The following is a 26143-nucleotide window of genomic DNA, read 5'->3' as shown; positions in this document are numbered from 1 at the left end:
GTACTGCAGGGGGGACCCTGTGGGAGAGTAGGACGCCGCCGAACAATCTTTGAGAGAAAGCCCCCTGACGGGATGTCAGGGGGCTTTCTCGCGTTTACGGGGCATTGCCGGGTAACCTGCGCCAATGCAGAACCTGACGTTGACGTGGCAAACCTCGGCCGGTGCCTCCGCGGCGCTGTACGCTGCGGCGTTCGCGGTCAGGAGGGGAGCGGCACGGCGGGCCGGCGAGGGGGTGCGGCGGCGTCGGGCGGGGGTGGTGGCCGACGCGCTGCGGGAGGCGGGGACGCTGTTGGCGTTGTTCGCGCTGTGGCAGGTGGTGGGGCACCTGTCGTTGTTGGGGACGGACCACGCGTTGCAGCGGGCGGAGTGGATCCACCGGACGGAGGGGGAGTTCGGGCTGCCGGACGAGGTGGCGTGGCAGCGGGCGGTGGTGGGACACCCGTGGCTGGTGCAGGCGGCGAACTACTACTACGCGACGATGCACTTCGGCGTGATGCTGGTGGTGCTGCTGTGGCTGTTCCTGCGACACCGGGCGCGGTACGCGTGGGTGCGGACGACGGTGGTGGCGACGACGGCGGTGTGCCTGCTGATCCAGTTCATCCCGGTGGCGCCGCCGCGGATGCTGCCGGGGAACGGGTTCGTCGACCTGGCCGAGCAGTACGGGCAGTCGGTGTACGGCGGGGCGGTCGCGGGGGTGGTGGCGGACCAGCTGTCGGCGATGCCCTCGGTGCACGTGGCGTGGTGCGTGATCGCGGCGGTGGCGGTGGTCTCGGTGGCGCGCGGCCCGTGGCGGTGGCTGGTGGTGCTGCACCCGGTGGTGACGGTGTGGGTGGTGGTGGTGACGGCGAACCACTTCTGGGCGGACGGTCTGGTGGCGGTGGTGATCCTGCTGACCGTGTACCTGGTGCAGGCGGCCGTCACGGGGTGGCGGCAGAAGGAGCAGGACGGGGAAGCCGTGGTGACGGCGGGCGCGGGGGAGCCGGAGCGCAGCGGGGTGCGGCAGGGCTGAGAAGGGCTGAGAAGGGCTGAGAAGGGGTGGGGAGAAGGAGGAAGGCGGTTCCGGGAACGGCTCCGGGACCGCCTTCGGTGCTTTCCGGGCCGGCCTGCGCGGTCGGACAGCGAGTCGGTCAGCGGGGTTGGGCGGCGAGTAGGGCCTCGGCGAGCGCGGTGCGGTAGTAGCGGCCCGGGGTGCTGGTGCCGGCGACCAGGCGGGCTTCGAGCAGGACGGTGAGGTGGTCGTCGACGGCGGCGGGGCTGAGGCCGGTGAGGCCGGCCAGCTGGGTGGTGTCGCGCGGGCGGTCCAGTCCGGTCAGGAGGGAGGCGCGGGCACCGCCGAGCAGGCGGCCCAGGCTGTCGGGGGCGGCCTGCGGGGCGGGGACGGGTGCGGCGGAGACGGGGTAGACGACGGCGAGGCGGGAGTGCGACTCGTCCGGGAGGAGCCAGCCGTGGCGGGCGCTGGTGGGGACGAGCAGCAGGGTGGGGGAGGCGGTGGGTCGGGGGGCGGCCGGGTCGGGGGTGGCGAGGCGGAGGCGGCCGTCGGGGAGCCAGCGGTGCTGCGGGCCGAGCCGGGGCAGGGCGGCGGGCCAGCCGTGGCGTTCGGCGCGGGCCCGGCGGGCGGTGAGGTCGGCGCGGAGGGTGCGCAGGCGGGCGGGCCATTCGGGGCGGACGACGTGCTGCCACGTCCAGTCGAGGAGGGCGGCGGGTTCGGGCGGCAGGTCGGTGGCGGTGGCGAGGTCGGGGAGGCGGGGGTCGGCGTCCGGGTCGGGGACGGGCAGGTGCAGGTCGGTGGGCCAGTCGGCGGGGCGACGGGCGGCGAGCCAGGCGGCGAGGCGGGGGTCGGTCGCGAGGTGGGCCCGGAAGGCGGGCTGGTGGGTGGCGAGCCAGTCGCGGCGCCACGGTTCGGGGCGGATCTCGGCGAGGACGCCGAGCGCGGCGACCGTCTCGACCAGGGGGGAGAGCGCGAAGCGGCATGCGGCGAGGGACTCCGTGCCGACCAGCCAGTGACCCATGCGTCCCCCTCCGCAGCCAGACAGTAGCAACCGGTGGCCGGGGAGGGGGGGTGAAAGCGCGATCACCGTGGGACGGACGGGGCGGGACGGGCGCGGGCGGCGGCCGGGCGGCCGGTCAGCCGAGGCGGCGGTGCAGGCCCCGGACGGTGAGGCCGACCAGGGCGCCGGCGGCGGCGAGGTACAGGCCGGTCTCGGCGAGCTGGAACGTCCAGTAGCGGTCGGCCGGTTGGTAGGCGGCGGCGACGTACAGGTCGGCCCGGGCCAGGCACTCGCTCGCCGGAGGGGTGCCGTCGGCGGCCGGGCAGGGCTGGCCGCCGAGGGTGAGGACGCGGCCGGTCGCGTCCCGGACGGGCAGCGGGCTGTGGCCGGTCAGCACCCAGGCGTCGGGGACGTCGACGACGGCGAGCATCCGGGCGTCCGGGCCGAGGCGGCCGCCGGTGGACTCGAAGCCGACCAGCGAGGAGCGGTAGGCCGGGCCCTGGTCGGTGCCGAGCGGGGTCAGGGCGTGCACGGGCGGCCGCAGGTGCGGGCGGACGGCCAGCGGCACCAGGACCTGGACGGCCGCGAAGACGGCCAGCGTGACGGCCATCGCGGCGAGCGTGCGGCGCAGGAACAGGCCCGCGCAGGCGCCGAGCGCGACCGCGAAGGCGGCGTAGCCGAGCGGGACGGTGCCGCGGACGTCGAACAGCAGCGGCTGGAAGCGGTCCCGGTCGAAGCGGTCGAACGGGGCGGCGTACCAGGTCACCAGCAGGCTGAGCAGCCCGGTGACCAGCACCGCGACGCCGCCGGTGAGCAGCAGCCGGACGGCCAGCCAGCGGCCGCGGCCGACGCTCTGGCTCCAGACCAGCCGGTGGGTGCCGGTCTCCAGCTCGCGGGCGATCATCGGCGCGCCCCAGAACGCGCCGATCAGCGCGGGGGCGAGCAGCACCAGGGCGCTGCCGGCCAGGTACGCGTTGCGCCGGCCGCCGAGCGCCCGCTCCAGGTCGGGGCAGGCGTCGATCCCGCAGTCGGTGGGCAGCCCGTGGATCTGGGCGCGCAGCCGGAGGCCGTCCACCAGCAGGTAGGCCGTGGCGAGGGCGAGCAGGGCGGCGGCCGTCAGGAACTGGGCGCGGTACTGCCGCCAGGTCAGCCAGGTCATCGTTGCGGCTCCGGGAGGGGGCGGGGGTCGGCGGGGGCGGTCGGCCCGGACGGGTCGGGTTGGTCGGACATGTGGTGCAGGACCAGGTCCTCCAGGCCGAGCGGCTCCATCACCCAGGACGGGTCGTCGACGGGCGCGTCGGCCCGGACGGTGAAGGTGCTCTGCCGCTCGGTGTGCTCGGCGGCCAGCACGCGCAGCCCGGCGGGCAGGGTGTCGGCGGCCCGGCGGGCGGTGGTGAGCCGGAAGTGCGTGGCGAGCAGCTCGTCGATGCCGCCCTCGGCGCGGACCCGGCCGCCGGCCAGCACCACCAGGTGGTCGCAGACCCGCTCCAGGTCGGAGAGCAGGTGCGAGGAGAGCACCACGGTGGTCTCCGGCGCGGCGTCGGCGACGAACTCCATCAGGCCCTGCAGGAAGGCGCGCCGGGCCAGCGGGTCGAGGGCGGCCACCGGTTCGTCCAGCAGCAGCAGTTCGGGCCGTTTGGCGACGGCCAGGACGAGCGCGAGCCGGGCGCGCTGCCCGCCGGAGAGGCGGCCGGCCTTCTGCGCCGGGTCGAGTCCGGCCTGCCGGATCCGGTGCTCGGCGAGGGCGGCGTCCCAGCGCGGGTTGAGCCGGGCGCCCATCCGCAGGTGGTCGGCGACCGAGAGCGCCGCGTACACGGGGGTGTCCTGGGCGACGAAGCCGACCCGGGCGAGCTGCCCGGGCCCGGGCGGGGCGCCGAACACCTCGACGGTGCCCGCGGACGGGGTGAGCAGGCCGCAGGCGAGCTGCAGCAGGGTGGACTTGCCGGCGCCGTTCGGGCCGACCAGTCCGACCACCCGGCCGGCCGGGACGCTCAGCGTGCAGTCGGTGAGGGCCGGGCGGCGGCCGTAGCGCTTGTGCAGCGCCCGGGCTTCGACGATCGCGGTCATCGCTCCTCTTCGGGGGGACTTCGGACGGTCTGGCGGAACAGCGCCTCGATGGACTCCTCGTCCAGCCCGGCGGCCCGGGCGGTGTCCAGCCAGCGGCGCAACTCCCGTCGCAGCGGCTCGTGTTCGGACACGGTGGGGGAGCCGAGGGTGCCGCTGACGAAGGTGCCGACGCCGGGCTTGGGGGAGACGAGCCCCTCGTTCTCCAGCTGGCGGTACGCCTTGAGCACGGTGTTCGGGTTGATCGCGACCTTCGCCGCGACCTCCTTCACCTTGGGCAGTCGGTCCCCCTCGGAGAGCAGGCCCAGCCGCAGGGCCTGCCGCACCTGGTGGACCAGTTGCAGGTAGGGGGCGACGCCGGACCGGGGCTCGATGTGGAACTCGATCACCACAACCTCATTTATCTAGGTTCCTAGCACTATGGAACTGGCGGTGCGTCAGACTGTCAAGGAGATGATCCCGGAGGTGAGTCGGCCTGCGGAAAGGCCGGAGCCCGGGCGCCGTGGGGGTGGCGTCCGGGCTCCGGGCGGTGCGGTGGTGCGGTGGTGCGACCGAGCGGTGGTGCGGTGGTGCGCTTACCTGGTCGGCAGGGCGAGCCTGCCCCAGCGGCCGCCGGCCAGTTCGGAGGTGGCCGAGTACCAGGCGGCCAGGCCGGCCGCGGCGGCGACCCAGCCGCCGACCTTGCCCCAGCCGCTCGCGTCACCGAGGACCCCGATGGCGCTGAGCACCAGCGAGAGCGTCAGCAGGCCGTAGACGGCCCGGGTGAGCAGACCGGCGCCCCAGGAGGCGGCGGTCAGGGTGAGCGCCAGCAGCGCCCACAGCAGCAGGAACAGGCCCGCGGTGTTCTTGCCGACGGCGCCGCCGGCGGCCCAGGTCGCCCAGAAGGCGCCGAGGGTGGTGAACGCGGTGCCGCTGAAGCGGTCGCCGCCGCGGAACTGCCAGAGGCCGGCGACGAACAGCGTCACACCGCCGACCAGGTGCGCCAGCGAGGCCGCGCCGCCGGCCGAGGTGCCACTGAGGACACCGGTGCCGAGCAGGCCGTACGCCAGCAGAGTCAGACCGAGGGCCAGGTAACCGAGCGGACCCGCGTCAGCGGATCGGGCATTCGCCCCGGAGGCTTCGTTGCTCACCGGAGGCTCCTTTCACTCTGCGCCAGGGCATGGCGAGATCACGGTGAAAAGTGGGTGTGCGAGGAGGTGGTGCCAGGTGCCGGGTCGTGGGCGCACCGAAGGGAGGGTGCGGCGGCTGCGGCGGATGAGAGAACCGGCGGCCCGGCCGCCGGTCATGCCCTCCGGGGTGGAAGCCCCCGGTGCCTACGGTGTACCCGGCGCCCCGGTTTTGTACCCTTGTGAATCACGCAGAATGAGCAAGTGTGAGCAAACCGTGACCAGTTCGGGTGACCGGTTCGATCGGTTCGGTCAGTTCAGTCGGTTCGGGCGACCGGACCGGTCAGTTCCGGCGCTGGGTCGGGATGCGGAGCGTCAGGATCGCCATGTCGTCGGACGGCGGCTCGGGCGCGAAGCGCTCCACCGCCCGGTGCACCCGGGCCGCGACCGCGCCCGCGGTCAGGCCCGCGCAGCCGGTCAGCACCTCGGCCAGGCCGTCGTCGCCGAGCATCCGGCGGCCCTCCCGGCGCTCGGTCACGCCGTCCGTCACGCACAGCAGCACCTCGCCCGGGGCGAGCACCAACTCCTCGGCGGTCAGGTCGAGTTCGTCCATCACGCCGAGCAGCGGCTGCGGTGAGGCGGCCTGGTCGACCTGTCCGTCGACGCGCAGCCGCAGCGGCAGCGGGTGGCCGGCGCAGACCAGCGAGAGCACGGTCGAGCCGTCCGCGCGGGGCGTCAGCTCGCCGTACAGCAGGGTCAGGAAGCGGGCCCGGCTGCCCTCGTCCAGGATCGCCGCGTTCAGCCGGGTGAGCACCTGCGGGGCGCTCAGGCCCTCGCGGGCCAGCAGGCGCAGCGAGTGGCGGGCCAGGCCGGTGACCGAGGCGGCCTCCGGGCCGGTGCCGCAGACGTCGCCGATCGCGAAGCCGTAGGTGCCCTCGCGGATCGGGAACAGGTCGTAGAAGTCGCCGCCGACCTCGTTGCCCTCGCCCGCGGCCTGGTAGAAGACCTCCACCTCGACGCCGGGGATCTTCGGAAGCTCCGGCGGCAGCAGGGCGCGCTGGAAGGCCTGGCTGGTGGCGGTCCGCTCGGAGTACAGGCGGGAGTTGTCCAGCGCCAGGGCCGCACGGCGGGACAGGTCCTCGCCGAGCTCCAGGATCTCCTGGCGGAACCGGACGCCGCGCCGGGTGCCGAGCACCAGCAGGCCGATCACCCGGTTGCGGGCGGACAGCGGCAGCACCACCGTCTCGCCGAGCTCCGGGCCGACCGGGTGCCCGATCGCCCGGGCGGTCTCGGCCGGCGCCGTCCACGGGCGGGCGCCGGGGCTGGGCTCCGCCTCCGGGGCGGGCGACTTGTCGAGCAGGGCGCGCAGCGCGTCGATCCGGTCCTCGTCCTCGTGCAGCACGAAGGCGAGTTCGGCGCCCGCGGCGGTGTCCGCCGTGGTGTAGACGGCGCACCAGGAGGAGAGGGTGGGGACGGCCATCTGCGCCATCAGGGCGAGGGTCTGCTCGTGCTCCAGGGTGCCCGCGAGCAGGTCGGAGGCCTCCACCAGGAAGGACAGCGAGCCGCGCCGCAGCCGCTCCAGCTCGCCGAGGCGGGCGCTCTCCAGGGCCAGCGCGATCCGGTCGGCGGCGAACTGCAGGCGCAGCGCGTCCTCGTTGTCGTAGCGGCCGGGGGCGGCCGCGGCCACCCCGAGCGAACCGGTCAGCCGGCCCTCGACCTTGAGCGGGACGGTGATCAGCGAACGCAGCTCGGTGCCGTCCAGCAGCGGCGCGGCGCCGGCCGGCCGGACCGCCAGGTCCTCGTGGACGGCGGGCAGCCGGGCCGAGTCGAAGCGGCCCGCGCCGGCGTCGATCGGCAGCCGGGCGAAGCGCCGCGACGGGCCGGCCAGGCCGGTGGCGGCGCGCAGCTCGAACTCGGTCTCGTCCTCGCTGGTGAGCAGCAGGTAGGAGGCGTCGGCGTCGAGCAGGTCGCGGGCCCGCTCGACGATCCGCTGCAGCAGGCTGGACAGGTCGTCGGGGGAGACCGGGCCGACCAGCAGGTCCAGCGGCTCGACCGCGGCCGAGGCCGTCTCGGCGGACGTCCCGGGGGTGCGCAGCACCGCGCGGTCGGCCTCCCGGACCAGCACGCACAGCACCGTCGGGGTGCCCTGGCTGTCGCGCAGCCGCACGTGGGTGCCGTACACCTCCTGCACCGCGCCGTCGCCGCCGCGCACCGCGTACGAGCCCTCCCAGCGGGCCAGCCGCAGGGTGTCGCCGAGGCCGAGGCCGGGGGTCTGCGGCCACTGCGCCAGTTCGGCCCACGGGCGGCCGAACACGGCGTCCGCGGGCCGGTGGAAGAGCGACTCGGCGTCGGCGTTCCAGTGCCGGACCCGGCCGTGGTCGTCGAGCTGCACCACGGCGACCCGCACCGGCCCGTCCGCGGCCGGCAGCTCGCCGCCGGGCAGGCTGGGCAGCGCGTACCGGGTGCCGGGGCGCTGCTCGGGCAGGGCGAGGCGGAACCAGACGGTCTTGCGGCCGGCCGCGTACTCGACGCCCCAGCTGCTGGACAGCGCCGAGCACATCAGCAGGCCACGACCGCCCTCGCCGTCCGGGTCGGCGTACCGGTCGGAGTTCAGCGTCACGTTGGCGAAGGACGGCAGGCCGCGCTCCGGGTGCCGGTCGCTGACCTCGATCCGGACGGTCTCCTCCTCGCGCAGGCAGACCACCTCGGCGGCCGTCCCGGCGTGCACCACGGCGTTGGTGACCAGTTCGCTGACCAGCACCACGGCGTCGTCCACCACCTCGGGCACGCCCCAGCCGAGCAGGGCGTCCCGGACGAAGCCGCGGGCCGCGGCGGCCGAACGGTCGACCGGTTCGAAGGTGGCGGCTGCGCGCGCGGTGACCACGGCCACGTCTCCTCTGCTGCTGGTCCGGCGGACGGTTCGGACGGTGCGACGGGCACCGGAGCGCGTCGCCCGGACCCGGTGCGGCCCTCCACCCTACTTTCCGGTTGGTACCCAGTGGGGCCGGGGAGCCGAAACAGGCCCCTGGGAGTGATTTCGTTCACCACTTTCCCTGGTCGCCGGGAAAACCCTCCGCAACCGGTCCGACACCGGGTGCCAGTGCTGTCACACTGGGGGGTCCGCGTGCCGTGACCGCCGCAGTACGGTCGGAGGGACGGCGCGGGAGCGGCGGGCCGGACTCCGGCCCTCCCCCGCGGCGGTGAACCGAGTCAGGACCTGGGAGGGCCCCCCGTTGAGTTCGGCGACCAAGGACGTGTCCGGTACGACCACCGCCGCCGCGCGCGGCGCCCGCCCGGCCCCGCCCGCGCGGACCGCCCCCGGGGGCGGCGGCGGGCGGCGGCCCGGCCAGGGGCGCGGCGCCGAGCCCGCCGAGCTGCGCAAGCTGCTGACCGCGCTGACCGCGATGCGGGACGGCAACTTCCGCCGCCGGCTGACCTTCCCCGGCGACGGCCTGCTGGCCGAGATCGCCGCGGTGTTCAACGAGGTCGCCGAGCGCAACCAGCACCTGACCGGCGAACTGGCCCGGGTGCGGCGGGCGGTGGGCCGGGAGGGCCGGCTGTCGGAGCGGCTGGAGACCGGTGTCGGCGAGGGCGCCTGGATGGCGGCCGTCGACAACTGCAACGCGCTGATCGACGACCTGGCCCGTCCGATGGCCGAGGTCGGCCGGGTGCTGACCTCGATCGCCGAGGGCGACCTGACCCAGACCATGGAGCTGCGCTCGCTGCACACCACCGGCGCCAGCTACCCGCTGCGCGGCGAGTTCCTGAAGGTCGGCCGGACCGTCAACGGCCTGGTCGACCAGCTCTCCGAGTTCACCGACGAGGTGACCCGGGTGGCGATCGAGGTCGGCACCGAGGGCAAGCTCGGCGGCCAGGCCCGGGTGCGCAGCGTCTCCGGCTCCTGGAAGGACCTGTCGGACTCGGTCAACACGATGGCCGGCCGGCTGACCGCGCAGGTCCGCAACATCGCCGAGGTGACCACCGCGGTGGCCCGGGGCGACCTGTCGCGCAAGGTCACCGTCGACGTCGACGGGGAGATGCTGGAGCTGAAGAACACCGTCAACACCATGGTGGACCAGCTCAACTCGTTCGCCGCGCAGGTCACCACGGTCGCCCGCGACGTGGGCACCGAGGGCCGGCTGGGCGGGCAGGCGCAGGTGTCGGGCGTGGCCGGCGTGTGGCGCGACCTGACCGACTCGGTGAACTTCATGGCGGCCAACCTGACCGCGCAGGTCCGCAACATCGCCGAGGTGACCACCGCGGTCGCCAAGGGCGACCTGTCGCGCAAGATCGAGGTCGACGCCCGGGGCGAGATCCTGGAGCTGAAGAACACCATCAACACCATGGTCGACCAGCTCTCCGGCTTCGCCGAGCAGGTGACCCGGGTGGCGCGCGCGGTGGGCACCGAGGGCATCCTCGGCGGCCAGGCCCAGGTGCCGGGCGTGGCGGGCGTCTGGAAGGACCTCACCGAGAACGTCAACTCGATGGCGAACAACCTCACCTCGCAGGTCCGCGGCATCGCGCAGGTCACCACCGCGGTCGCCAAGGGCGACCTGTCGCAGAAGATCCAGGTGGACGCCCGGGGCGAGATCCTGGAGCTGAAGAACACCATCAACACCATGGTCGACCAGCTCTCGGCGTTCGCGGACGAGGTCACCCGGGTCGCCCGGGACGTCGGCACCGAGGGCATCCTCGGCGGCCAGGCCAGCGTGCCCGGGGTCTCCGGCACCTGGAAGGACCTCACCAACTCGGTGAACCTGATGGCCAACAACCTGACCAGCCAGGTGCGTTCGATCGCCGAGGTGACCACCGCGGTGGCCCGGGGCGACGTCTCCAAGAAGATCACCGTCGACGCGAAGGGCGAGATCCGCGAGCTCGTCACCACCGTCAACACCATGGTCGAGCAGCTGTCCGCGTTCGCCGACGAGGTGACCCGGGTGGCCCGCGAGGTGGGCACCGACGGCATCCTGGGCGGCCAGGCCCGGGTCTCCGGCGTCTCGGGCATCTGGCGCGACCTGACCGACAACGTCAACCTGATGGCGTCCAACCTGACCAGCCAGGTCCGCAACATCGCCGAGGTCGCCTCGGCGGTGGCCCGCGGCGACCTGTCCAAGAAGATCGCCATCGACGCGGCCGGCGAGGTCGCCGCGCTCGCCGACACCCTGAACACCATGGTCGACCAGCTGTCGGCCTTCGCCGTCGAAGTCACCCGGGTGGCCCGCGAGGTGGGCACCGACGGCATCCTGGGCGGCCAGGCCAGCGTCCCCGGCGTCGCCGGGATCTGGAAGGACCTGACCGAGAACGTCAACCTGATGGCCAACAACCTCACCGGCCAGGTCCGCAACATCGCGCTCGTCATCACCGCCGTCGCCCGCGGCGACCTCTCGCAGAAGATCGACGTCGACGCGCGTGGCGAGATCCTGGAGCTCAAGACCAGCATCAACACCATGGTCGACCAGCTGTCGGCGTTCGCCGACGAGGTGACGCGAGTCGCCCGCGAGGTCGGCACCGACGGCCGGCTCGGCGGCCAGGCCCGCGTCCCCGGCGTGGCCGGCACCTGGCAGGACCTCACCGAGTCGGTGAACGAGCTCGCCAACAACCTGACCCGGCAGGTGCGCGCGATCGCCCAGGTCGCCACCGCCGTCACCCGCGGCGACCTGTCGCCGCGGATCAACGTGGACGCGTCCGGCGAGCTCGACGAGCTCAAGGACAACATCAACCAGATGATCGCCAACCTGCGCGAGACCACCCGGACCAACAAGGAGCAGGACTGGCTCAAGTCCAACCTGGCCCGGATGTCCGGCATGCTGCAGGGCCGCCGCGACCTCTCCGCCGTCGCCTCGCTGATCATGAGCGAGCTGACCCCGGTGGTCTCCGCCCAGCACGGCGCCTTCTTCCTCGCCCAGCCCGCCGGCCGCACCGCCGAACTCGTCACCGAGGACGACGACGAGAACGACATCGTGCTGCGCCTGATCGGCTCCTACGGCTACCACCGGCGCACCATGCCCACCACCTTCCGGCTCGGCGAGGGCCTGATCGGGCAGGCCGCCGTGGAGAAGCGGCCGATCGTGCTCAAGGAGACCCCGCCCGGCTACCTGAAGATCTCCTCCGGCCTCGGCGAGTCCTCCCCGGCGCACGTGGTGGTGATGCCGGTGCTGTTCGAGGGCCGGCTGCTCGGCGTGATCGAACTCGCCACCTTCTCCAGCTTCACCACCGTCGCGCTGGACTTCCTCAACCAGATCGCCGACCAGATCGGCGTCACCGTCAACACCATCTCGGTCAACACCAAGACCGAGGGCCTGCTGCTCGAATCGCAGCGGCTCACCGCCGAACTCTCCATGCGCTCCGCCGAACTGGAGGCCCGCCAGGAGGAGTTGGAGCGCACCAACGAGGAACTGCAGGAGAAGGCCGAGCAGCTCGCCCAGCAGAACCGCGACATCGAGATCAAGAACAGCGAGATCGAGGAGGCCCGGCAGATCCTGGAGGAGCGCGCCGAACAGCTCTCCCAGGCCTCCCGCTACAAGAGCGAGTTCCTCGCCAACATGTCGCACGAGCTGCGCACCCCGCTCAACTCGCTGCTGATCCTGGCCAAGCTGCTCTCCGACAACAACGAGGGCAACCTCTCCGCCAAGCAGGTCGAGTTCGCCGAGACCATCCACGGCGCGGGCAGCGACCTGCTCCAGCTGATCAACGACATCCTCGACCTGTCCAAGGTCGAGGCCGGCAAGATGGACGTCCGCCCGGCCCGGATCGCCCTCGTCCAGCTGGTCGACTACGTCGAGGCCGCGTTCCGGCCGCTGGCCGCCGACAAGAACCTGGACTTCGCGGTCCGGGTCGCGCCGGACCTGCCGCCCACCCTGCACACCGACGAGCAGCGCCTCCAGCAGGTGCTGCGCAACCTGCTCTCCAACGCGGTGAAGTTCACCGACACCGGCGCGGTCGAGCTGATGATCCGCCCGGTGGCCGGCCCGGAGATCCCGCAGCACGTGCGCGAGCAGCTGCTGGAGTCCGGCACCATGGCCGACCCGGACGAGCCGCTGATCGCCTTCTCGGTCGCCGACACCGGCATCGGCATCCCCGGCGACAAGCTCCGCGAGATCTTCGAGGCGTTCAAGCAGGCCGACGGCGGCACCAGCCGCAAGTACGGCGGCACCGGCCTCGGCCTGTCGATCAGCCGGGAGATCGCCCGGCTGCTCGGCGGCGAGATCCACGTCGAGAGCGAGATCGGCCGCGGCTCCGCCTTCACCCTCTACCTGCCGCTGCGCAGCGAGGGCCCCGAGCCGGTCGCCCTGGAGCGCGCGGGCGCCCCGCGCGCCCTCGAAGCCCCCCGCACGCCCGCCGACCAGTGGACCCAGGAGGCCCGCGGTCTGGTCGAGGAGCGCCGCCGCTCCACCGTCGAGCGCCGCCGCCCCGCCGACGCCCCCCGCACCGCCGAGGAGGGCGTCCCGCGCCAGGGCGAGCCGTCCCGCACCACCGCCCCGGCCGGCCCCCCGCCGCGCTTCGACGGCGAGCGGGTGCTGATCGTCGACGACGACATCCGCAACGTGTTCGCCCTGACCAGCGTGCTGGAGCAGTACGGCCTGACCGTGCTGTACGCCGAGAACGGCCGCGAGGGCATCGAGATGCTCGAACAGCACGAGGAGGTCGCCCTGGTGCTGATGGACATCATGATGCCCGAGCTGGACGGCTACGCGACCACCGAGCAGATCCGCCGGATGCCCCGGTTCTCCGGCCTGCCGATCATCGCGCTGACCGCCAAGGCGATGAAGGGCGACCGCGAGAAGAGCCTCCAGGCGGGCGCCACCGACCACATCACCAAGCCGGTGGAGACCGACCACCTGCTGGCGGTGATGCGCCAGCACCTGCCTGTCCGGTGACCGCCGCCCGCGGGCGCCCGTTCCGGCTGGCACCCGCGGGCGGGAACCCGGTAAGGTCACCCGTCGTTGCCAACAGTGACCGGACGGTGACGCCCGGCACCGGGCCTGTGGCGGGCAAGGGGGTACGGCTAGCATGACCGGGGCAGTGATGGGCGGCGCGAAGGCGCCCGCCCTCGGGAAACAACCGGCAGGAGGGCGGGTCCTGGTGCAGAAGGCGAAGATCCTCCTGGTCGACGACCGTCCGGAGAACCTGCTCGCCCTGGAGGCGATCCTCTCCGCGCTCGACCAGACCCTGGTGCGCGCCGCCTCCGGCGAGGAAGCGCTCAAGGCCCTGCTCACCGACGACTTCGCGGTGATCCTGCTCGACGTCCAGATGCCCGGCATGGACGGCTTCGAGACCGCCGCGCACATCAAGCGCCGGGAGCGGACCAGGGACATCCCGATCATCTTCCTGACCGCGATCAACCACGGCCCGCACCACACCTTCCGCGGCTACGCGGCCGGCGCGGTCGACTACATCTCCAAGCCCTTCGACCCGTGGGTGCTGCGCGCCAAGGTCTCCGTCTTCGTCGACCTCTACCAGAAGAACACCCAGCTCAAGGAGCAGGCCGCGCTGCTGCGCCTGCAGCTGGAGGCGGGCGAGGAGCCGGCCATCGGCGGGGCGCTGCTCGGCGAGCTGTCGGCCCGGCTGGCCGCCGTCGAGGAACAGGCCGAGGCGCTCACCAAGCAGCTCGACGCGGGCACCGACGCCGGCGCCGCCGTGACCGCCGCCCACCTGGAGCGGAAGATCGCCGGCCTGCGCGGGGCGCTGGACGCGCTGCGCCCCGGCTCCGCCCCGGGCTCCGGCTCCGGCTGACGGGGAGGGGCGGGGGCTGACGGGCCCTCAGCCGTCGCCCGTCCGGGTGGTTCCCGGGCGGTTGACGGCGCGTCGGCGACACAACCCGCCGAAGGCCGCCCGCGCATGTCCGCCGCCCGGGCGCGCCGGTAGGCTGCCCCCCATGGCCACACGAACGCCCGGAAGCGCCGCCGCCCGCACCGGCAAGCCCGGGCCGGCCAAGGGCGCGCCGGCCAAGAAGGCGCCCGCCAAGGCGGCCGCGCCCAAGCCCCCCGCCAAGAAGGCCCCGGCGAAGAGGGCCGCCCCCGCCAAGCGGGCGGCCGCCGCGCCCCCGCCCCCGCCGCCGAAGCGGCCGATACTCTTCCGCGCCGTCCGGGCCGTCTGGCTGGGCCTGGCGCACTCGGTGGGCGCGGTGTTCCGCGGCTTCGGCCACGGCGCCCGCAACCTGCACCCCGAGCACCGCAAGGACGGCGTCGCGCTGCTGCTGCTGGCGCTCGCCCTGGTCACCGCCGCGGGCACCTGGTTCAGCCCGCAGGGCTGGCTCGGCGAGGCCGCCACCAACGTGGTCTCCGGCCTGTTCGGCCGGCTTGACGTGCTGGTGCCGTTCCTGTTCGGCGCGGTCGCCGTCCGGCTGATGCGCCACCCCGAGGTGCCGGAGGCCAACGGCCGGATCGCGATCGGCCTGAGCACCCTGGTGGTCGGCGTGCTCGGCCTGGTGCACATCGGCTGCGGCGGCCCCGCGATGGGCGCCGGCGCCACCAGGATCCGGCAGGCCGGCGGCCTGATCGGCTGGGCCGCCTCCACCCCGATGATGGCCGCGGCCGGTCCGCCGCTGGCCGTCCCGCTGCTGCTGCTGGTCGCGTTCTTCGGCCTGCTGGTGGTCACCGCCACCCCCGTCAACCGGATCCCCGAGCGGCTGCGGCAGCTCGGCGTCCGCCTCGGCGTGGTCGAGCCGCTGCCCGGCGAGGAGGCCGGCGCCGGCTTCGACGAGGCCACCGGCGAGCGGGCCTACTCCACCGCCCCGCCCGAGGACGCCGACCCGGACGCGCTGCCGATCACCGTCGAGAACGACGAGCTCTCCGCCCGCCGCAGGCGCCGCCGCCGCAAGGGCGGGGACCCGGGGGACGTCGAGGCCACCGAACCGCTCCCCCTCGACCAGGACCCTTACCAGACCCGCGACCTGGCGGCCGGCGTGGCCGCCGACCTGGACGGCGCGCTGCTGTACGGCGTGCCCGGCTCGCCCGCGGTGGCCAGCATGGTCGGCCAGGTCAAGGACGCCGCACCGGACTCGACCGCGGGCGCCCCGCCCGAGGCGCCCTGGACGCCGGAGGTGCCCGCCGCGCGCACCGTCGAGGACCGCACCGCCGCCCCCGAGGGCCCCGGCGCGGCCCCGGCCCCGGCCCGGATGGAACAGCTCCAGCTCTCCGGCGACATCACCTACGCGCTGCCCTCCCTCGACCTGCTGGAGCGCGGCGCCCCCGGCAAGGCCCGCTCCCAGGTCAACGACGACGTGGTCGCCCAACTCAGCGGAGTCTTCACCGAGTTCAAGGTCGACGCGCGGGTCACCGGCTTCACCCGCGGCCCGACGGTCACCCGCTACGAGGTCGAGCTCGGCCCCGCCGTGAAGGTCGAGCGGATCACCGCGCTGGCCAAGAACATCGCCTACGCGGTGGCCACCCCCGACGTCCGGATCATCTCGCCGATCCCCGGCAAGTCCGCGGTCGGCGTGGAGATCCCCAACCGGGACCGGGAGATGGTCACCCTCGGCGACCTGCTGCGCTCGCGCACCGCCGCCGAGGACACCCACCCGATGGTGGTCGGCATGGGCAAGGACGTCGAGGGCCACACCGTGATGGCCAACCTGGCGAAGATGCCGCACGTCCTGGTGGCCGGCGCCACCGGCGCGGGCAAGTCCTCCTGCATCAACTGCCTGATCACCTCGGTGCTGGTGCGCGCCACCCCCGACGAGGTCCGGATGGTGCTGGTCGACCCCAAGCGGGTCGAACTGACCGCCTACGAGGGCATCCCGCACCTGATCACGCCGATCATCACCAACCCGAAGAAGGCCGCCGAGGCCCTCCAGTGGGTGGTCCGCGAGATGGACATGCGCTACGACGACCTGGCGGCCTACGGCTTCCGGCACGTCGACGACTTCAACGCCGCCGTCCGGGCCGGCACCGTCCAGCCGCCGCTGGGCAGCGAGCGCGAGCTGACGCCCTACCCGTACCTGCTGGTGATCGTCGACGAGCTGGCCGACCTGATGATGGTCGCCCCGCGCGACGTCGAGGACTCGGTGGTCCGGATCACCCAGCTCGCCCGGGCCGCCGGCATCCACCTGGTGCTGGCCACCCAGCGCCCCTCGGTCGACGTGGTCACCGGCCTGATCAAGGCGAACGTGCCGTCCCGGCTGGCCTTCGCCACCTCGGCGATGGCCGACTCCCGGGTCATCCTGGACCAGCCCGGCGCCGAGAAGCTGATCGGCAAGGGCGACGCGCTGTTCCTGCCGATGGGCGCCTCCAAGCCGGTCCGGATGCAGGGCGCCTTCGTCACCGAGGCCGAGATCGCCAAGATCGTCCAGCACTGCAAGGACCAGCTGACCGCCCGCTACCGGGACGACGTGGTGGTCGGCGGCGGCCCCAAGAAGGAGATCGACGAGGAGATCGGCGACGACCTCGACCTGCTGATCCAGGCCGCCGAGCTGGTCGTCACCACCCAGTTCGGGTCGACCTCGATGCTCCAGCGCAAGCTGCGGGTCGGCTTCGCCAAGGCCGGCCGGCTGATGGACCTGATGGAGTCGCGCGGCATCGTCGGCCCCAGCGAGGGCTCCAAGGCCCGCGACGTGCTGGTCAAGCCCGACGAACTGGACGGTGTACTGATCACCCTCCGGGGGTAGGCGGGGCCCGCACGGCGGCCGGAAACCGCCGTGAGGGCCCGTCAACTTCTGTAGCGAGACTGTGGCACGTTCGGGCCCCCTCCGGTTGAGAAACGTTCCGCCACCACCCCTAGACTGGTGCCTCAGCAGGTGGCCTCCGCTCGAAAGGCGTGCCCAGTGACCATCGGCAAGTCCCCCCGCCGCTCCGCCCCCGACTCCGCCGCGCCCGCCCCCGGGCCCGCCGAGGAGCCGAGTCGTGCCACCGGCGGACCGAGCGTCGGGCGACTGCTCGCCAAGGCCCGGATCGACGCCGGCCTCACGGTCGACCAGGTCAGCACCCGGACCAGGATCCGGGTCCCGATCGTGCACGCCATCGAGTCCGACGACTTCGAACGCTGCGGCGGCGCCTTCTACGCCCGTGGCCACCTGCGGCTGCTGGCCCGCGAGGTCGGCCTGGACGGCGAGGCGCTGGTCGCCCGCTACGACGCCGAGCACGGCGGCGCCCCGGCCCAGCCGACCGGCCCGCTGCTCGACTCCGGCCCGATCAAGGTCCGCGACCACAACCGTCCGAACTGGACCGCCGCGATGGTCGTCGCGATCCTCGCCGTGGTCGCGCTGATCGGCTACAACCTGGTCGGCTCCTCGCCCTCCGGCGGCAACCAGCCCGGCGCGGCCAGCGCCCCGCTGCCCTCCGGCGTCTCCGCCCCGGCCACCGCCGCCGCGTCCGCCCAGCCGCCCGCCCCCGAGAGCAGCGCCGCCGCGATCGCCGCCGCGCCCGCCGACAAGGTCACCGTCAAGCTGGTCGCCGGCCCGGACAAGAGCTGGGTCACCGCCAAGGACGGCAGCGGCAAGTCGCTGTTCTCCAACAACCTGGAAGCCGGCCAGGACCAGACCTTCACCGACCCCAAGAAGATCACCCTGGTGATCGGCAACGCCGGGGCCGTCCACCTGTTCGTCAACGGCAAGGACCTCGGCCCGGCCGGCCAGGACGGCCAGGTCGTGCACCTCGCCTATACCCCCGGCGACCCGCAGGCGGGCTGAACCGGGACGATCCGGTCCTCGCGGCAACGCGCGCGCCCTCCGGGGGGAACTCCACCGGGGGGCGCGCGTTAATCTTGGCGTCATGCCTGAAACCCGCACTGTCGCCCTGGTCACGCTCGGATGCGCCCGCAACGAGGTCGACTCCGAGGAACTCGCCGGGCGACTGGAGGCCGACGGCTGGCGACTGGTGGACGACGCCAGCGAGGCCGACGTCGCCGTCGTCAACACCTGCGGGTTCGTCGAGGCCGCCAAGAAGGACTCCGTCGACGCCCTGCTGGAGGCCAACGACCTCAAGGGCCACGGCCGCACCCAGGCCGTGGTCGCGGTCGGCTGCATGGCCGAGCGCTACGGCAAGGAGCTCGCCGACGCCCTCCCCGAGGCCGACGGCGTGCTCGGCTTCGACGACTACGCCGACATCTCCAGCCGCCTCAACACCATCCTCTCCGGCGGCCACGTCGAGGCCCACACCCCGCGCGACCGCCGCAAGCTGCTGCCGCTCACCCCGGTCGAGCGGCAGGCCGCCGCCGCCGAGGTCGCGCTGCCCGGCCACGGCGCCCCCGAGGACCTCCCCGACGGCGTCGCCCCCGCCTCCGGCCCGCGCACCCTGCGCAAGCGCCTGGACGACGCCCCGGTCGCCTCGATCAAGCTCGCCTCCGGCTGCGACCGCCGCTGCTCGTTCTGCGCCATCCCGGCCTTCCGCGGCTCCTTCATCTCCCGCCGGCCGAGCGACGTCCTCGGCGAGGCCGTCTGGCTGGCCGGGCAGGGCGTCCGCGAGGTCGTCCTGGTCTCCGAGAACAACACCTCCTACGGCAAGGACCTCGGCGACATCCGCCTGCTGGAGACCCTGCTGAGCGAGATCGCCGCCGTCGACGGCATCGAGCGGGTCCGGGTCAGCTACCTGCAGCCCGCCGAGATGCGCCCCGGCCTGATCGACGTGATGACCGGCACCGACAAGGTCGTCCCGTACTTCGACCTGTCCTTCCAGCACTCCGCGCCCGCCGTGCTGCGCCGGATGCGCCGCTTCGGCTCCACCGAGCAGTTCCTCGGCCTGCTGGAGTCGATCCGGGCCAAGGCCCCGGAGGCCGGCGCCCGCTCGAACTTCATCGTCGGCTTCCCCGGCGAGAGCGAGGAGGACTACGCCGAGCTGGAACGGTTCGTCACCCACGCCGGGCTGGACGCCATCGGCGTGTTCGGGTACTCCGACGAGGACGGCACCGAGGCCGCCGGCTACGACGGCAAGCTCGACCAGGACGTCGTCGACGACCGGGTCGCCCGGCTCTCCAAGCTCGCCGAGGAGCTCACCGCGCAGCGCGCCGAGCAGCGGATCGGCAGCGAGGTCACCGTGCTGGTCGAGTCGGTCGAGGACGGCGTCGTGGAGGGCCGCGCCGCCCACCAGGCCCCGGAGACCGACGGCCTGACCACCCTGCTCGGCGTCGAGGACGCGGTGGTCGGCCGGTCCTACCGGGCCATCGTGATCGGCACCGAGGGCGTCGACCTGGTCGCCGAGGCGGTCGACGCGGACGGGACCGCCGAGGCCGCGGAGCTCGCCGGAGCCGACGTATGACCAAGGGGCCGGGGGCCCCGGCCGCCACCCGGCCGACCCCGGCCGCCGTCCCGCCGCAGCCCGGCGTGTGGAACATCGCCAACGTGCTGACCATGTTCCGGCTGGTGCTCGTCCCGGTCTTCGCCGCGCTGCTGTTCGCCGACGGCGGCCACGACCCCGAGTGGCGGGCGTTCGCCTGGGCGGCCTTCGCGGTCGCGATGATCACCGACGTGTTCGACGGCGCGCTGGCCCGCCGCAAGGGCCTGGTCACCGACTTCGGCCGGATCGCCGACCCGATCGCCGACAAGGCGATCATGGGCACCGGCCTGATCGGCCTGTCCCTGCTCGGCGACCTGCCCTGGTGGGTCACCGTGGTGATCCTGGCCCGCGAGCTCGGCATCACCCTGATGCGGTTCTGGGTGATCCGCTACGCCGTCATCCCGGCCAGCCGGGGCGGCAAGCTCAAGACGCTCGCCCAGGGCACCGCGGTCGGCATGTACGTCCTGGTGCTGACCGGGCCGCTGGCCACCGCCCGCGCCGTGGTGATGGGCGTCGCGGTCCTCCTCACCCTCGCCACCGGCCTCGACTACGTGCTGCAGGCCGTCCGGCTGCGCCGCGCGGGCATCGCCGGGGAGCGGCGCGGTGAGTGAGGCGGGCCCGGCCGCCCGGGTGCTGGCGGCGCTGACCGAGCGGGGGGCCACGCTGGCCGTCGCCGAGTCGCTGACCGGCGGCCTGCTGGCCGCCGCGCTGGTCGACGTCCCCGGCGCCTCCGCGGCCTTCCGCGGCTCGGTCACCGCGTACGCCACCGAGCTGAAGGCCGCCCTGCTCGGCGTCGACGAGGGCCTGCTCGACGTGCACGGCCCGGTCCACCCGGTGGTGGCCCGGCAGATGGCCGAGGGCGTCCGCCGCCTGCTCGGCGCCGACTGGGCGCTGGCCACCACCGGCGTGGCCGGGCCCGGACCGCAGGACGGCCGGCCGGCCGGCACCGTGTACGTCGCCGTGGCCGGACCGGCGGGAACAGAAGCGCTCCCGCTCCGGTTGTCGGGTGGGCGTGACACGATCCGGCACGGGTCGGTGGACGCCGCGCTCGGGCTGCTGCTCCGCCGGCTGACGCCCGGCGAGGGCTGAGCCCCGCCGGGAGGCCCGGCACCGCGCGGCGAAAACCCCCGAACCCACCACACCCGGCGGGGGGACGTGTTACACCGGATGCTCCGGCGGGGCCGACCCCCGGCGGAGCCTCGTCGGTCGCCCGCGCGTCCGGAGCCGGACATCCGCCCTTCACGGGTGGTTCGACGGCCCGGAAGGGGAAGAATCAGGGAGGGGGCGCCTTGCAGCCCACAGTGAACACGACCCCGGTCCCCGCACGGGATGCTGGCAAGGCGGTACGGTGGGGTCGTGACATCTCGATCCGCAGTCCGAGGAGGGAGGCACCGATGATCCTGCTCCGTCGCCTGCTTGGCGATGTGCTGCGTCGGCAGCGCCAGCGCCAGGGCCGCACACTCCGCGAGGTGTCGGCGGCCGCCAGGGTTTCGCTCGGGTACCTCTCCGAGGTCGAGCGCGGGCAGAAGGAGGCGTCCTCCGAACTGCTCTCCGCCATCTGCGACGCGCTCGACGTGCGGATGTCGGAGGTCATGCGGGAGGTCAGCGACGAACTGTCGCTCGCCGAACTTGCGGCGATGGCCACCCTCTCGGAGGGTGATCTGCTGAGGCCGGTTCTCGAACCGGTTCCGCTGCCGGCCCCCGGCGTCGACCGGTCCGGCTCCATCTCGCCCAAGGCGGCGATGGACGTGGTGGCGGCCTGACCGGACCTCGACCGCCCCGCTACCGCGGGGCGCCGGGTGAAGGAGGGCCGCGATGCGGAGTGCGCGACGTGCGCTGCTGCTCGGTGCGACGGCACTGGGCGGCCTGGGCCTGATACTGCTGCTGGTGGGCGGCACCGCGACGAACGGCGGTGCCGCCCTCGGCATGCTCGCGGCCGGCTGGTGGGGGATGGGGCTGATCCCGGTGCACGCGAAGCCGCCCGCCGCGGAGGACGGGCGGCCGGAGCCCGCGCGCCCGGGCCCGCCCGGGCCCCAGGACCCTCCCCCGGGCGGGTGAACCCCGGCGCCGCTACCGGAGCCGGTAGCCCTTCGGGGTGGGGTGGAAACCGGCCGCCTCCAGGTCGGGGCCCAGCGGGCTGGTGAGGGCCGGGTGGCCGTTGACGCGTTCGATGGTCAGCGGCCCGGCCAGCGCGCCCAGCGCGGCCGCCAGCGCCGGGCCGTCGGCCGCCCAGGACAGCAGGGACTTCCCGCCGCGCTCCAGGTACAGCACCAGCTCGCCGTCGACCAGGGCGACCAGCGAGCCGGCCTTCCGGCCGGGGCGGTGCGCGGCCGCCGTGTCGGCCGGCGGATCGGGCCAGGCCAGCGCCGCCCCGTACGCGTTGGCCGGGTCGGCGGCCGCCAGCACCAGGGCCTGCGGGGTCCGGTCCGCGGCCTGCGCGGACCACTCGTCGCCGGTGGACCGCTCCAGCCGGGAGCTGACCGAGCGCAGCCGGTCCGCGGCGCCGTCCATCGCGAACTGGGCGCCGCCCAGGCCCTCGACGAAGTAGCCCCGGCGGGCCTTCCCGCGCTCCTCGAACGCCGACAGCACCCGGTAGACGCCCGCGAACCCGCCCGGGACGCGCTCGGCGCCGACCGCGCCCCGGGTCAGCACGCCGTGCCGGTCCAGCAGGGCCTGGGCCCGGGCGGCGGCCCGCACCGTCGGGTCGGCGGCGAACGCGGGCAGCAGCGACCAGCGGCCCGCCGCGGTCGGCGGGCCGGTCCGGGAGGCCGGGCGGGCCAGGCCGCGGGCCGCGCCGCCGTAGCGGCCGCGCGGGGTGGCGCGCGGTGCGCGGTGCGCGGTGGCGCCCGCGGTGCGGCCGGAGCCCAGCAGGCCGCGCAGCGGGGCCAGCGTGTCGTTGGTGACGCACCCGGCCCAGACCAGGTCCCACAGGGCGTCGGCGATCTCGGCGTCCGGGGTGTCCGGGACGCGCTCGGCGAGCTGCCGGAAGAACGCGCCGTAACCGCCGGTCAGCGCCTCCAGCAGGGCGGCGTGCACCGGGCCCGGGGTGAACGGCAGCGGCTCGGGGCGCAGCAGGTGGGCGTTCTCCGGCAGGTGCAGGCTGACCCAGCCGTCCTTGCCGGGCAGCGCGCCCGCGCCGGACCAGCCGATCTCGCCGGCCGCCATCAGCTCGTCCAGCAGCGCGGGGGAGTAGTCGGACAGCCGGGCCGGCAGCACCAGCTTCTCCAGCGCGGAGGCGGGCAGCGCGGTGCCCTGGAGCTGCTCGACCACCCGGTAGAGGCCGTCCGCGCCGCGCAGCCGGTGCCCGGCCAGGTGCTGCCACTGCGGGAGGAACGCGGCCAGCGCCTTCGGCGGGACGGCCTCCACCTCCTGGCGCAGCGCGGCCAGCGAGCGGCGGCGCAGGCGGCGCAGCACCTCGGCGTCGCACCACTCGGGGACGGTGGCCGAGCCGTCCGGCCGGAACTCGCCCTGGACCAGGCGGCCCGCGGCGGTCAGCCGCTGCAGGGTGCCGGTGACGACGGCGCTGCCCAGGCCGAAGCGCTCGGCGGCCTCCGGGGCGGTGAACGGGCCGTGGGTGCGCGCGTAGCGGGCCAGCAGGTCGCCCAGCGGGTCCTTGACCGGCTCGGTGAACGCCTCGGGCACGCCGACCGGCAGCGGGGTGCCCAGGGCGTCGCGCAGCCGTCCGGCGTCCTCGATCGCGGCCCAGCGCAGCACGCCGCCGATCCGGACCGGGATCGCCCGGCGGGCGGCCTCCAGCTCCAGCGCCCAGAGCGGTTCGGCGCCGCGCTCGACCAGCTCGGCCTCGGCCAGCGGGCCGAGCAGGCGCAGCGCGTCGGCGACGCCCTCGACGTCCCGGATCCGGCGCTCGGGGGTGCGCCGCTGCAGTTCGGCCTCCAGCTCGGCGAGGACCTGCGGGTCGAGCAGTTCGCGCAGCTCGGCCTGGCCGAGCAGCTCGGACAGCAGCCGGGAGTCCAGCGCCAGGGCGGCGGCCCGCCGCTCGGCGATCGGGGAGTCGCCCTCGTACAGGAACTGGGCGACGTAGCCGAACAGCAGCGAGCGGGCGAACGGGGACGGCTCGGGGGTGGTGACCTCGACCAGGCGGACGGCCCGGGAGGCCAGGTCGCCCATCAGCTCGACCAGGCCCGGCACGTCGAAGACGTCCTGCAGGCACTCGCGGACGGCCTCCAGGACGATCGGGAAGGAGCCGTACTCGGCCGCCACCTCCAGGAGCTGGGAGGCGCGCTGGCGCTGCTGCCACAGCGGGGTGCGCTTGCCGGGGTTGCGGCGGGGCAGCAGCAGGGCGCGGCCGGCGCACTCGCGGAACCGGGCCGCGAACAGGGCGGAGCCGCCGACCTGGTCGGTCACCAGCCGCTCGACCTCGTCGGCCTCGAAGACCGCGGCGTCCGCGCCGACCGGCGCCTCGTCGGCGGCCGCCGCGGGCGCGGCGGAGGGGAAGTCGGCCAGCAGGTCGGCGTCCGGCAGGCGCAGCACGATGCCGTCGTCGGCGTGCATCACCTGCGGGTCCAGGCCGTGCTTCTCGCGCAGCCGGGCGCCGATCGCCAGCGCCCACGGGGCGTGCACCTGGGCGCCGAAGGGGGAGTGCACGACGATCCGCCAGTCGCCGAGCTCGTCGCGGAAGCGCTCGACCACGATGGTGCGGTCGTCGGGCAGGTGGCCGCAGGCCGCGCGCTGCTCGGCGAGGTAGGCGAGCAGGTTGCCGGCCGCCCAGTCGTCCAGCCCGGCCGCGCGCAGCCGGGCGGTGGCCGCGGCGGGCTCCAGCGCGCCCACCTCGCGGACGAACGCGCCCACCGCGCGGCCGAGTTCGAGCGGACGGCCGAGGGTGTCGCCCTTCCAGAACGGCAGCCGGCCCGGGACGCCGGGGGCCGGGGTGACCAGCACCTTGTCGTGGGTGATCTCCGCGATCCGCCAGGAGGTGGTGCCCAGGGTGAAGACGTCCCCCACCCGGGACTCGTAGACCATCTCCTCGTCGAGCTCCCCGACCCGGCCGCCGCCCTTCTTCGGGTCCGCTCCCGCGATGAAGACGCCGAACAGGCCGCGGTCGGGGATGGTGCCGCCGGAGGTGACGGCCAGGCGCTGGGCGCCGGGGCGGCCGGTGACGGTGCCGGCCACCCGGTCCCAGACCAGGCGGGGGCGCAGCTCGGCGAAGGCGTCGGACGGGTAGCGGCCGGCCAGCATGTCCAGCACGCCGTCGAACGCGGACCGCGGCAGGGTCGCGAACGGGGCGGCCCGGCGGCACAGCGCGAGCAGCTCGTCGACGTCCCAGGTGTCCAGGGCGGTGATCGCGACCAGCTGCTGGGCGAGCACGTCCAGCGGGTTGCGGGGCACCCGCAGGGCCTCGATCCGGCCGTCGCGCATCCGCTCGGTGACCACGGCGGACTGCACCAGGTCGCCGCGGTACTTGGGGAAGAACACGCCCCGGGAGACCGCGCCGACCTGGTGCCCGGCCCGGCCGACCCGCTGCAGGCCGGAGGCCACCGACGGCGGGGACTCGACCTGCACCACCAGGTCGACCGCGCCCATGTCGATGCCCAGCTCCAGGCTGGAGGTGGCCACCACGGCGGGCAGCCGGCCGGCCTTCAACTCCTCCTCCACCAGGGCCCGCTGCTCCTTGGAGACCGAGCCGTGGTGCGCCCGGGCCAGCACCGCCGGGGCGCCCGCGGCCGCGCCCGAGCCGCCCATCAGCTCGGCGGGCGCGTGCGCCCTGGGCAGCGGGGCGCCGGCGGCCCGCTCGTGGGCGATCTCGTTCAGCCGGTTGCACAGCCGCTCGGCCAGCCGGCGGGAGTTGGCGAACACGATGGTCGAGCGGTGCGCCTGGACCAGGTCGACGATCCGCTCCTCGACGTGCGGCCAGATCGAGGACTGCCGCTGCGGGTCGTCCTCCTCGGCGGGCGCGGCGGGCAGGTCCGCCAGGTCCGGGACGGGGACCACCACGGACAGGTCGAAGCGCTTGTCGCCGCCGGGCCGGACGATCGCCGCGCCGCGCCGCGGGCTGAGGTAGCGGGCGACCTCCTCGACCGGGCGGACGGTGGCCGACAGGCCGATCCGGCGGGCCGGGGCGTCCAGCAGCTCGTCCAGCCGCTCCAGGCTGAGCGCCAGGTGCGCGCCGCGCTTGGTGCCCGCGACCGCGTGCACCTCGTCCAGGATCACCGTGTCGACGCCGCGCAGCGACTCCCGGGCGGCCGAGGTGAGCAGCAGGAACAGCGACTCGGGGGTGGTGATCAGGATGTCCGGCGGGTGGGTGGCGAAGCGGCGGCGGTCGGCGGCCGGGGTGTCGCCGGAGCGGACCCCGACCTGCACCTCGGGCTCGGGCAGGCCGAGCCGGACGCTGGCCTGCCGCAGGCCCGCGAGCGGGGAGCGCAGGTTGCGCTCGACGTCCACCGCGAGGGCCTTCAGCGGGGAGACGTAGAGCACCCGGCAGCGGCGCTTCGGGTCCGCCGGGGGCGGGGTGGCGGCCAGCCGGTCCAGCGCCGAGAGGAACGCCGCCAGCGTCTTGCCGGAGCCGGTCGGGGCGACCACCAGCACGTCCGTCCCCAACCCGATCGCCGACCAGGCCCGGGCCTGCGCCTCGGTGGGCGCGGCGAACGCCCCCGAGAACCAGGCCCGGGTGGCCGGGGCGAAGCCTTGCAGCGGGTCAGCGTTGGAGATGGCCATGCACCCATGGTGCCCCGACACGCTGACAGGTCACGGAACGGTCACCGTCTGACCCAACCCCGTGAAGCAAATCGTACAAATCGCTCATATCGTGAGGAACCGGACC

The 26143-nt window shown here is 74.5% G+C and carries 17 protein-coding genes; 10 read left to right on the top strand and 7 right to left on the bottom strand.

All coding sequences use genetic code 11. From position 1 onward, the window contains the following. Nucleotides 1–124: 124 nt before the first annotated feature. A complete protein-coding gene (locus tag ACZ3J7_RS30540; RefSeq protein WP_465626682.1) occupies nt 125–1009 on the top strand; it encodes a phosphatase PAP2 family protein in 885 nt (294 codons plus the stop codon). A gap of 118 nt (nt 1010–1127) precedes the next feature. Here the strand turns inward: ACZ3J7_RS30540 and ACZ3J7_RS30535 are convergent, their stop codons facing one another. The 6 genes from ACZ3J7_RS30535 to ACZ3J7_RS30510 all read right to left on the bottom strand — a co-directional run bounded on the left by ACZ3J7_RS30535 (nt 1128) and on the right by ACZ3J7_RS30510 (nt 8042). Further along, nucleotides 1128–2009: an ArsR family transcriptional regulator gene (locus ACZ3J7_RS30535; protein WP_465626680.1), complete on the bottom strand. Its 882-nt coding sequence runs from the start codon at nt 2007–2009 to the stop codon at nt 1128–1130. Between the two features lie 115 nt (nt 2010–2124). Further along, nucleotides 2125–3147: an ABC transporter permease gene (locus tag ACZ3J7_RS30530; RefSeq protein WP_465626678.1), complete on the bottom strand. Its 1023-nt coding sequence runs from the start codon at nt 3145–3147 to the stop codon at nt 2125–2127. Then, entirely contained in the window at nt 3144–4055 is a 912-nt protein-coding gene (locus ACZ3J7_RS30525) for an ABC transporter ATP-binding protein (RefSeq protein ID WP_465626676.1), read from the bottom strand. The genes ACZ3J7_RS30530 and ACZ3J7_RS30525 overlap by 4 nt, the downstream gene beginning before the upstream one ends. Further along, nucleotides 4052–4441 (bottom strand): GntR family transcriptional regulator, encoded by a 390-nt coding sequence (locus ACZ3J7_RS30520; protein WP_465626674.1) that lies wholly within the window; start codon nt 4439–4441, stop codon nt 4052–4054. Before ACZ3J7_RS30520 ends, ACZ3J7_RS30525 begins: the two co-directional genes overlap by 4 nt. A gap of 186 nt (nt 4442–4627) precedes the next feature. Then, entirely contained in the window at nt 4628–5182 is a 555-nt protein-coding gene (locus ACZ3J7_RS30515; protein WP_465626672.1) for a GPR1/FUN34/YaaH family transporter, read from the bottom strand. 319 nt (nt 5183–5501) lie between these two features. Next, nucleotides 5502–8042 (bottom strand): SpoIIE family protein phosphatase, encoded by a 2541-nt coding sequence (locus tag ACZ3J7_RS30510; RefSeq protein ID WP_465626670.1) that lies wholly within the window; start codon nt 8040–8042, stop codon nt 5502–5504. A gap of 520 nt (nt 8043–8562) precedes the next feature. Between ACZ3J7_RS30510 and ACZ3J7_RS30505 the strand changes: the two genes are divergently transcribed. From ACZ3J7_RS30505 to ACZ3J7_RS30465, 9 genes are all read left to right on the top strand, one after another. Continuing rightward, on the top strand, nt 8563–13035 hold the full coding sequence (locus tag ACZ3J7_RS30505) for a HAMP domain-containing protein (protein WP_465626690.1): 4473 nt from the start codon (nt 8563–8565) through the stop codon (nt 13033–13035). 202 nt (nt 13036–13237) lie between these two features. Next, on the top strand, nt 13238–13891 hold the full coding sequence (locus ACZ3J7_RS30500; protein ID WP_465626688.1) for a response regulator: 654 nt from the start codon (nt 13238–13240) through the stop codon (nt 13889–13891). Nucleotides 13892–14033: 142 nt separating this feature from the next. Beyond that, complete coding sequence (locus tag ACZ3J7_RS30495) at nt 14034–16763, top strand: DNA translocase FtsK (RefSeq protein WP_465626668.1); 2730 nt, start codon at nt 14034–14036, stop codon at nt 16761–16763. A gap of 156 nt (nt 16764–16919) precedes the next feature. After that, nucleotides 16920–17783 (top strand): helix-turn-helix domain-containing protein, encoded by an 864-nt coding sequence (locus ACZ3J7_RS30490; protein WP_465626666.1) that lies wholly within the window; start codon nt 16920–16922, stop codon nt 17781–17783. 82 nt (nt 17784–17865) lie between these two features. Next, complete coding sequence (gene rimO / locus ACZ3J7_RS30485; protein WP_465626664.1) at nt 17866–19347, top strand: 30S ribosomal protein S12 methylthiotransferase RimO; 1482 nt, start codon at nt 17866–17868, stop codon at nt 19345–19347. Continuing rightward, complete coding sequence (gene pgsA / locus ACZ3J7_RS30480; RefSeq protein WP_465626662.1) at nt 19344–19976, top strand: CDP-diacylglycerol--glycerol-3-phosphate 3-phosphatidyltransferase; 633 nt, start codon at nt 19344–19346, stop codon at nt 19974–19976. Before rimO ends, pgsA begins: the two co-directional genes overlap by 4 nt. Beyond that, nucleotides 19969–20454, top strand: a complete 486-nt coding sequence (locus ACZ3J7_RS30475; RefSeq protein ID WP_465626660.1) for a CinA family protein — start codon at nt 19969–19971, stop codon at nt 20452–20454. The genes pgsA and ACZ3J7_RS30475 overlap by 8 nt, the downstream gene beginning before the upstream one ends. Nucleotides 20455–20759: 305 nt before the next feature. Further along, nucleotides 20760–21128 carry a helix-turn-helix domain-containing protein gene (locus tag ACZ3J7_RS30470; protein WP_030457965.1) on the top strand — a complete coding sequence of 123 codons (369 nt, stop codon included), beginning with the start codon at nt 20760–20762 and terminating at the stop codon, nt 21126–21128. A 52-nt stretch (nt 21129–21180) separates the two neighbouring features. Next, nucleotides 21181–21423 carry a hypothetical protein gene (locus ACZ3J7_RS30465; RefSeq protein WP_465626658.1) on the top strand — a complete coding sequence of 81 codons (243 nt, stop codon included), beginning with the start codon at nt 21181–21183 and terminating at the stop codon, nt 21421–21423. Between the two features lie 12 nt (nt 21424–21435). Here the strand turns inward: ACZ3J7_RS30465 and ACZ3J7_RS30460 are convergent, their stop codons facing one another. Then, complete coding sequence (locus ACZ3J7_RS30460) at nt 21436–26037, bottom strand: ATP-dependent helicase (protein ID WP_465626656.1); 4602 nt, start codon at nt 26035–26037, stop codon at nt 21436–21438. Between the last annotated feature and the right edge of the window lie 106 nt (nt 26038–26143).

This window comes from Kitasatospora sp. NPDC015121 (assembly GCF_055562955.1).
Note: the sequence above shows the minus strand (reverse complement) of the source record. Positions and strands in the feature narration are given on the sequence as shown.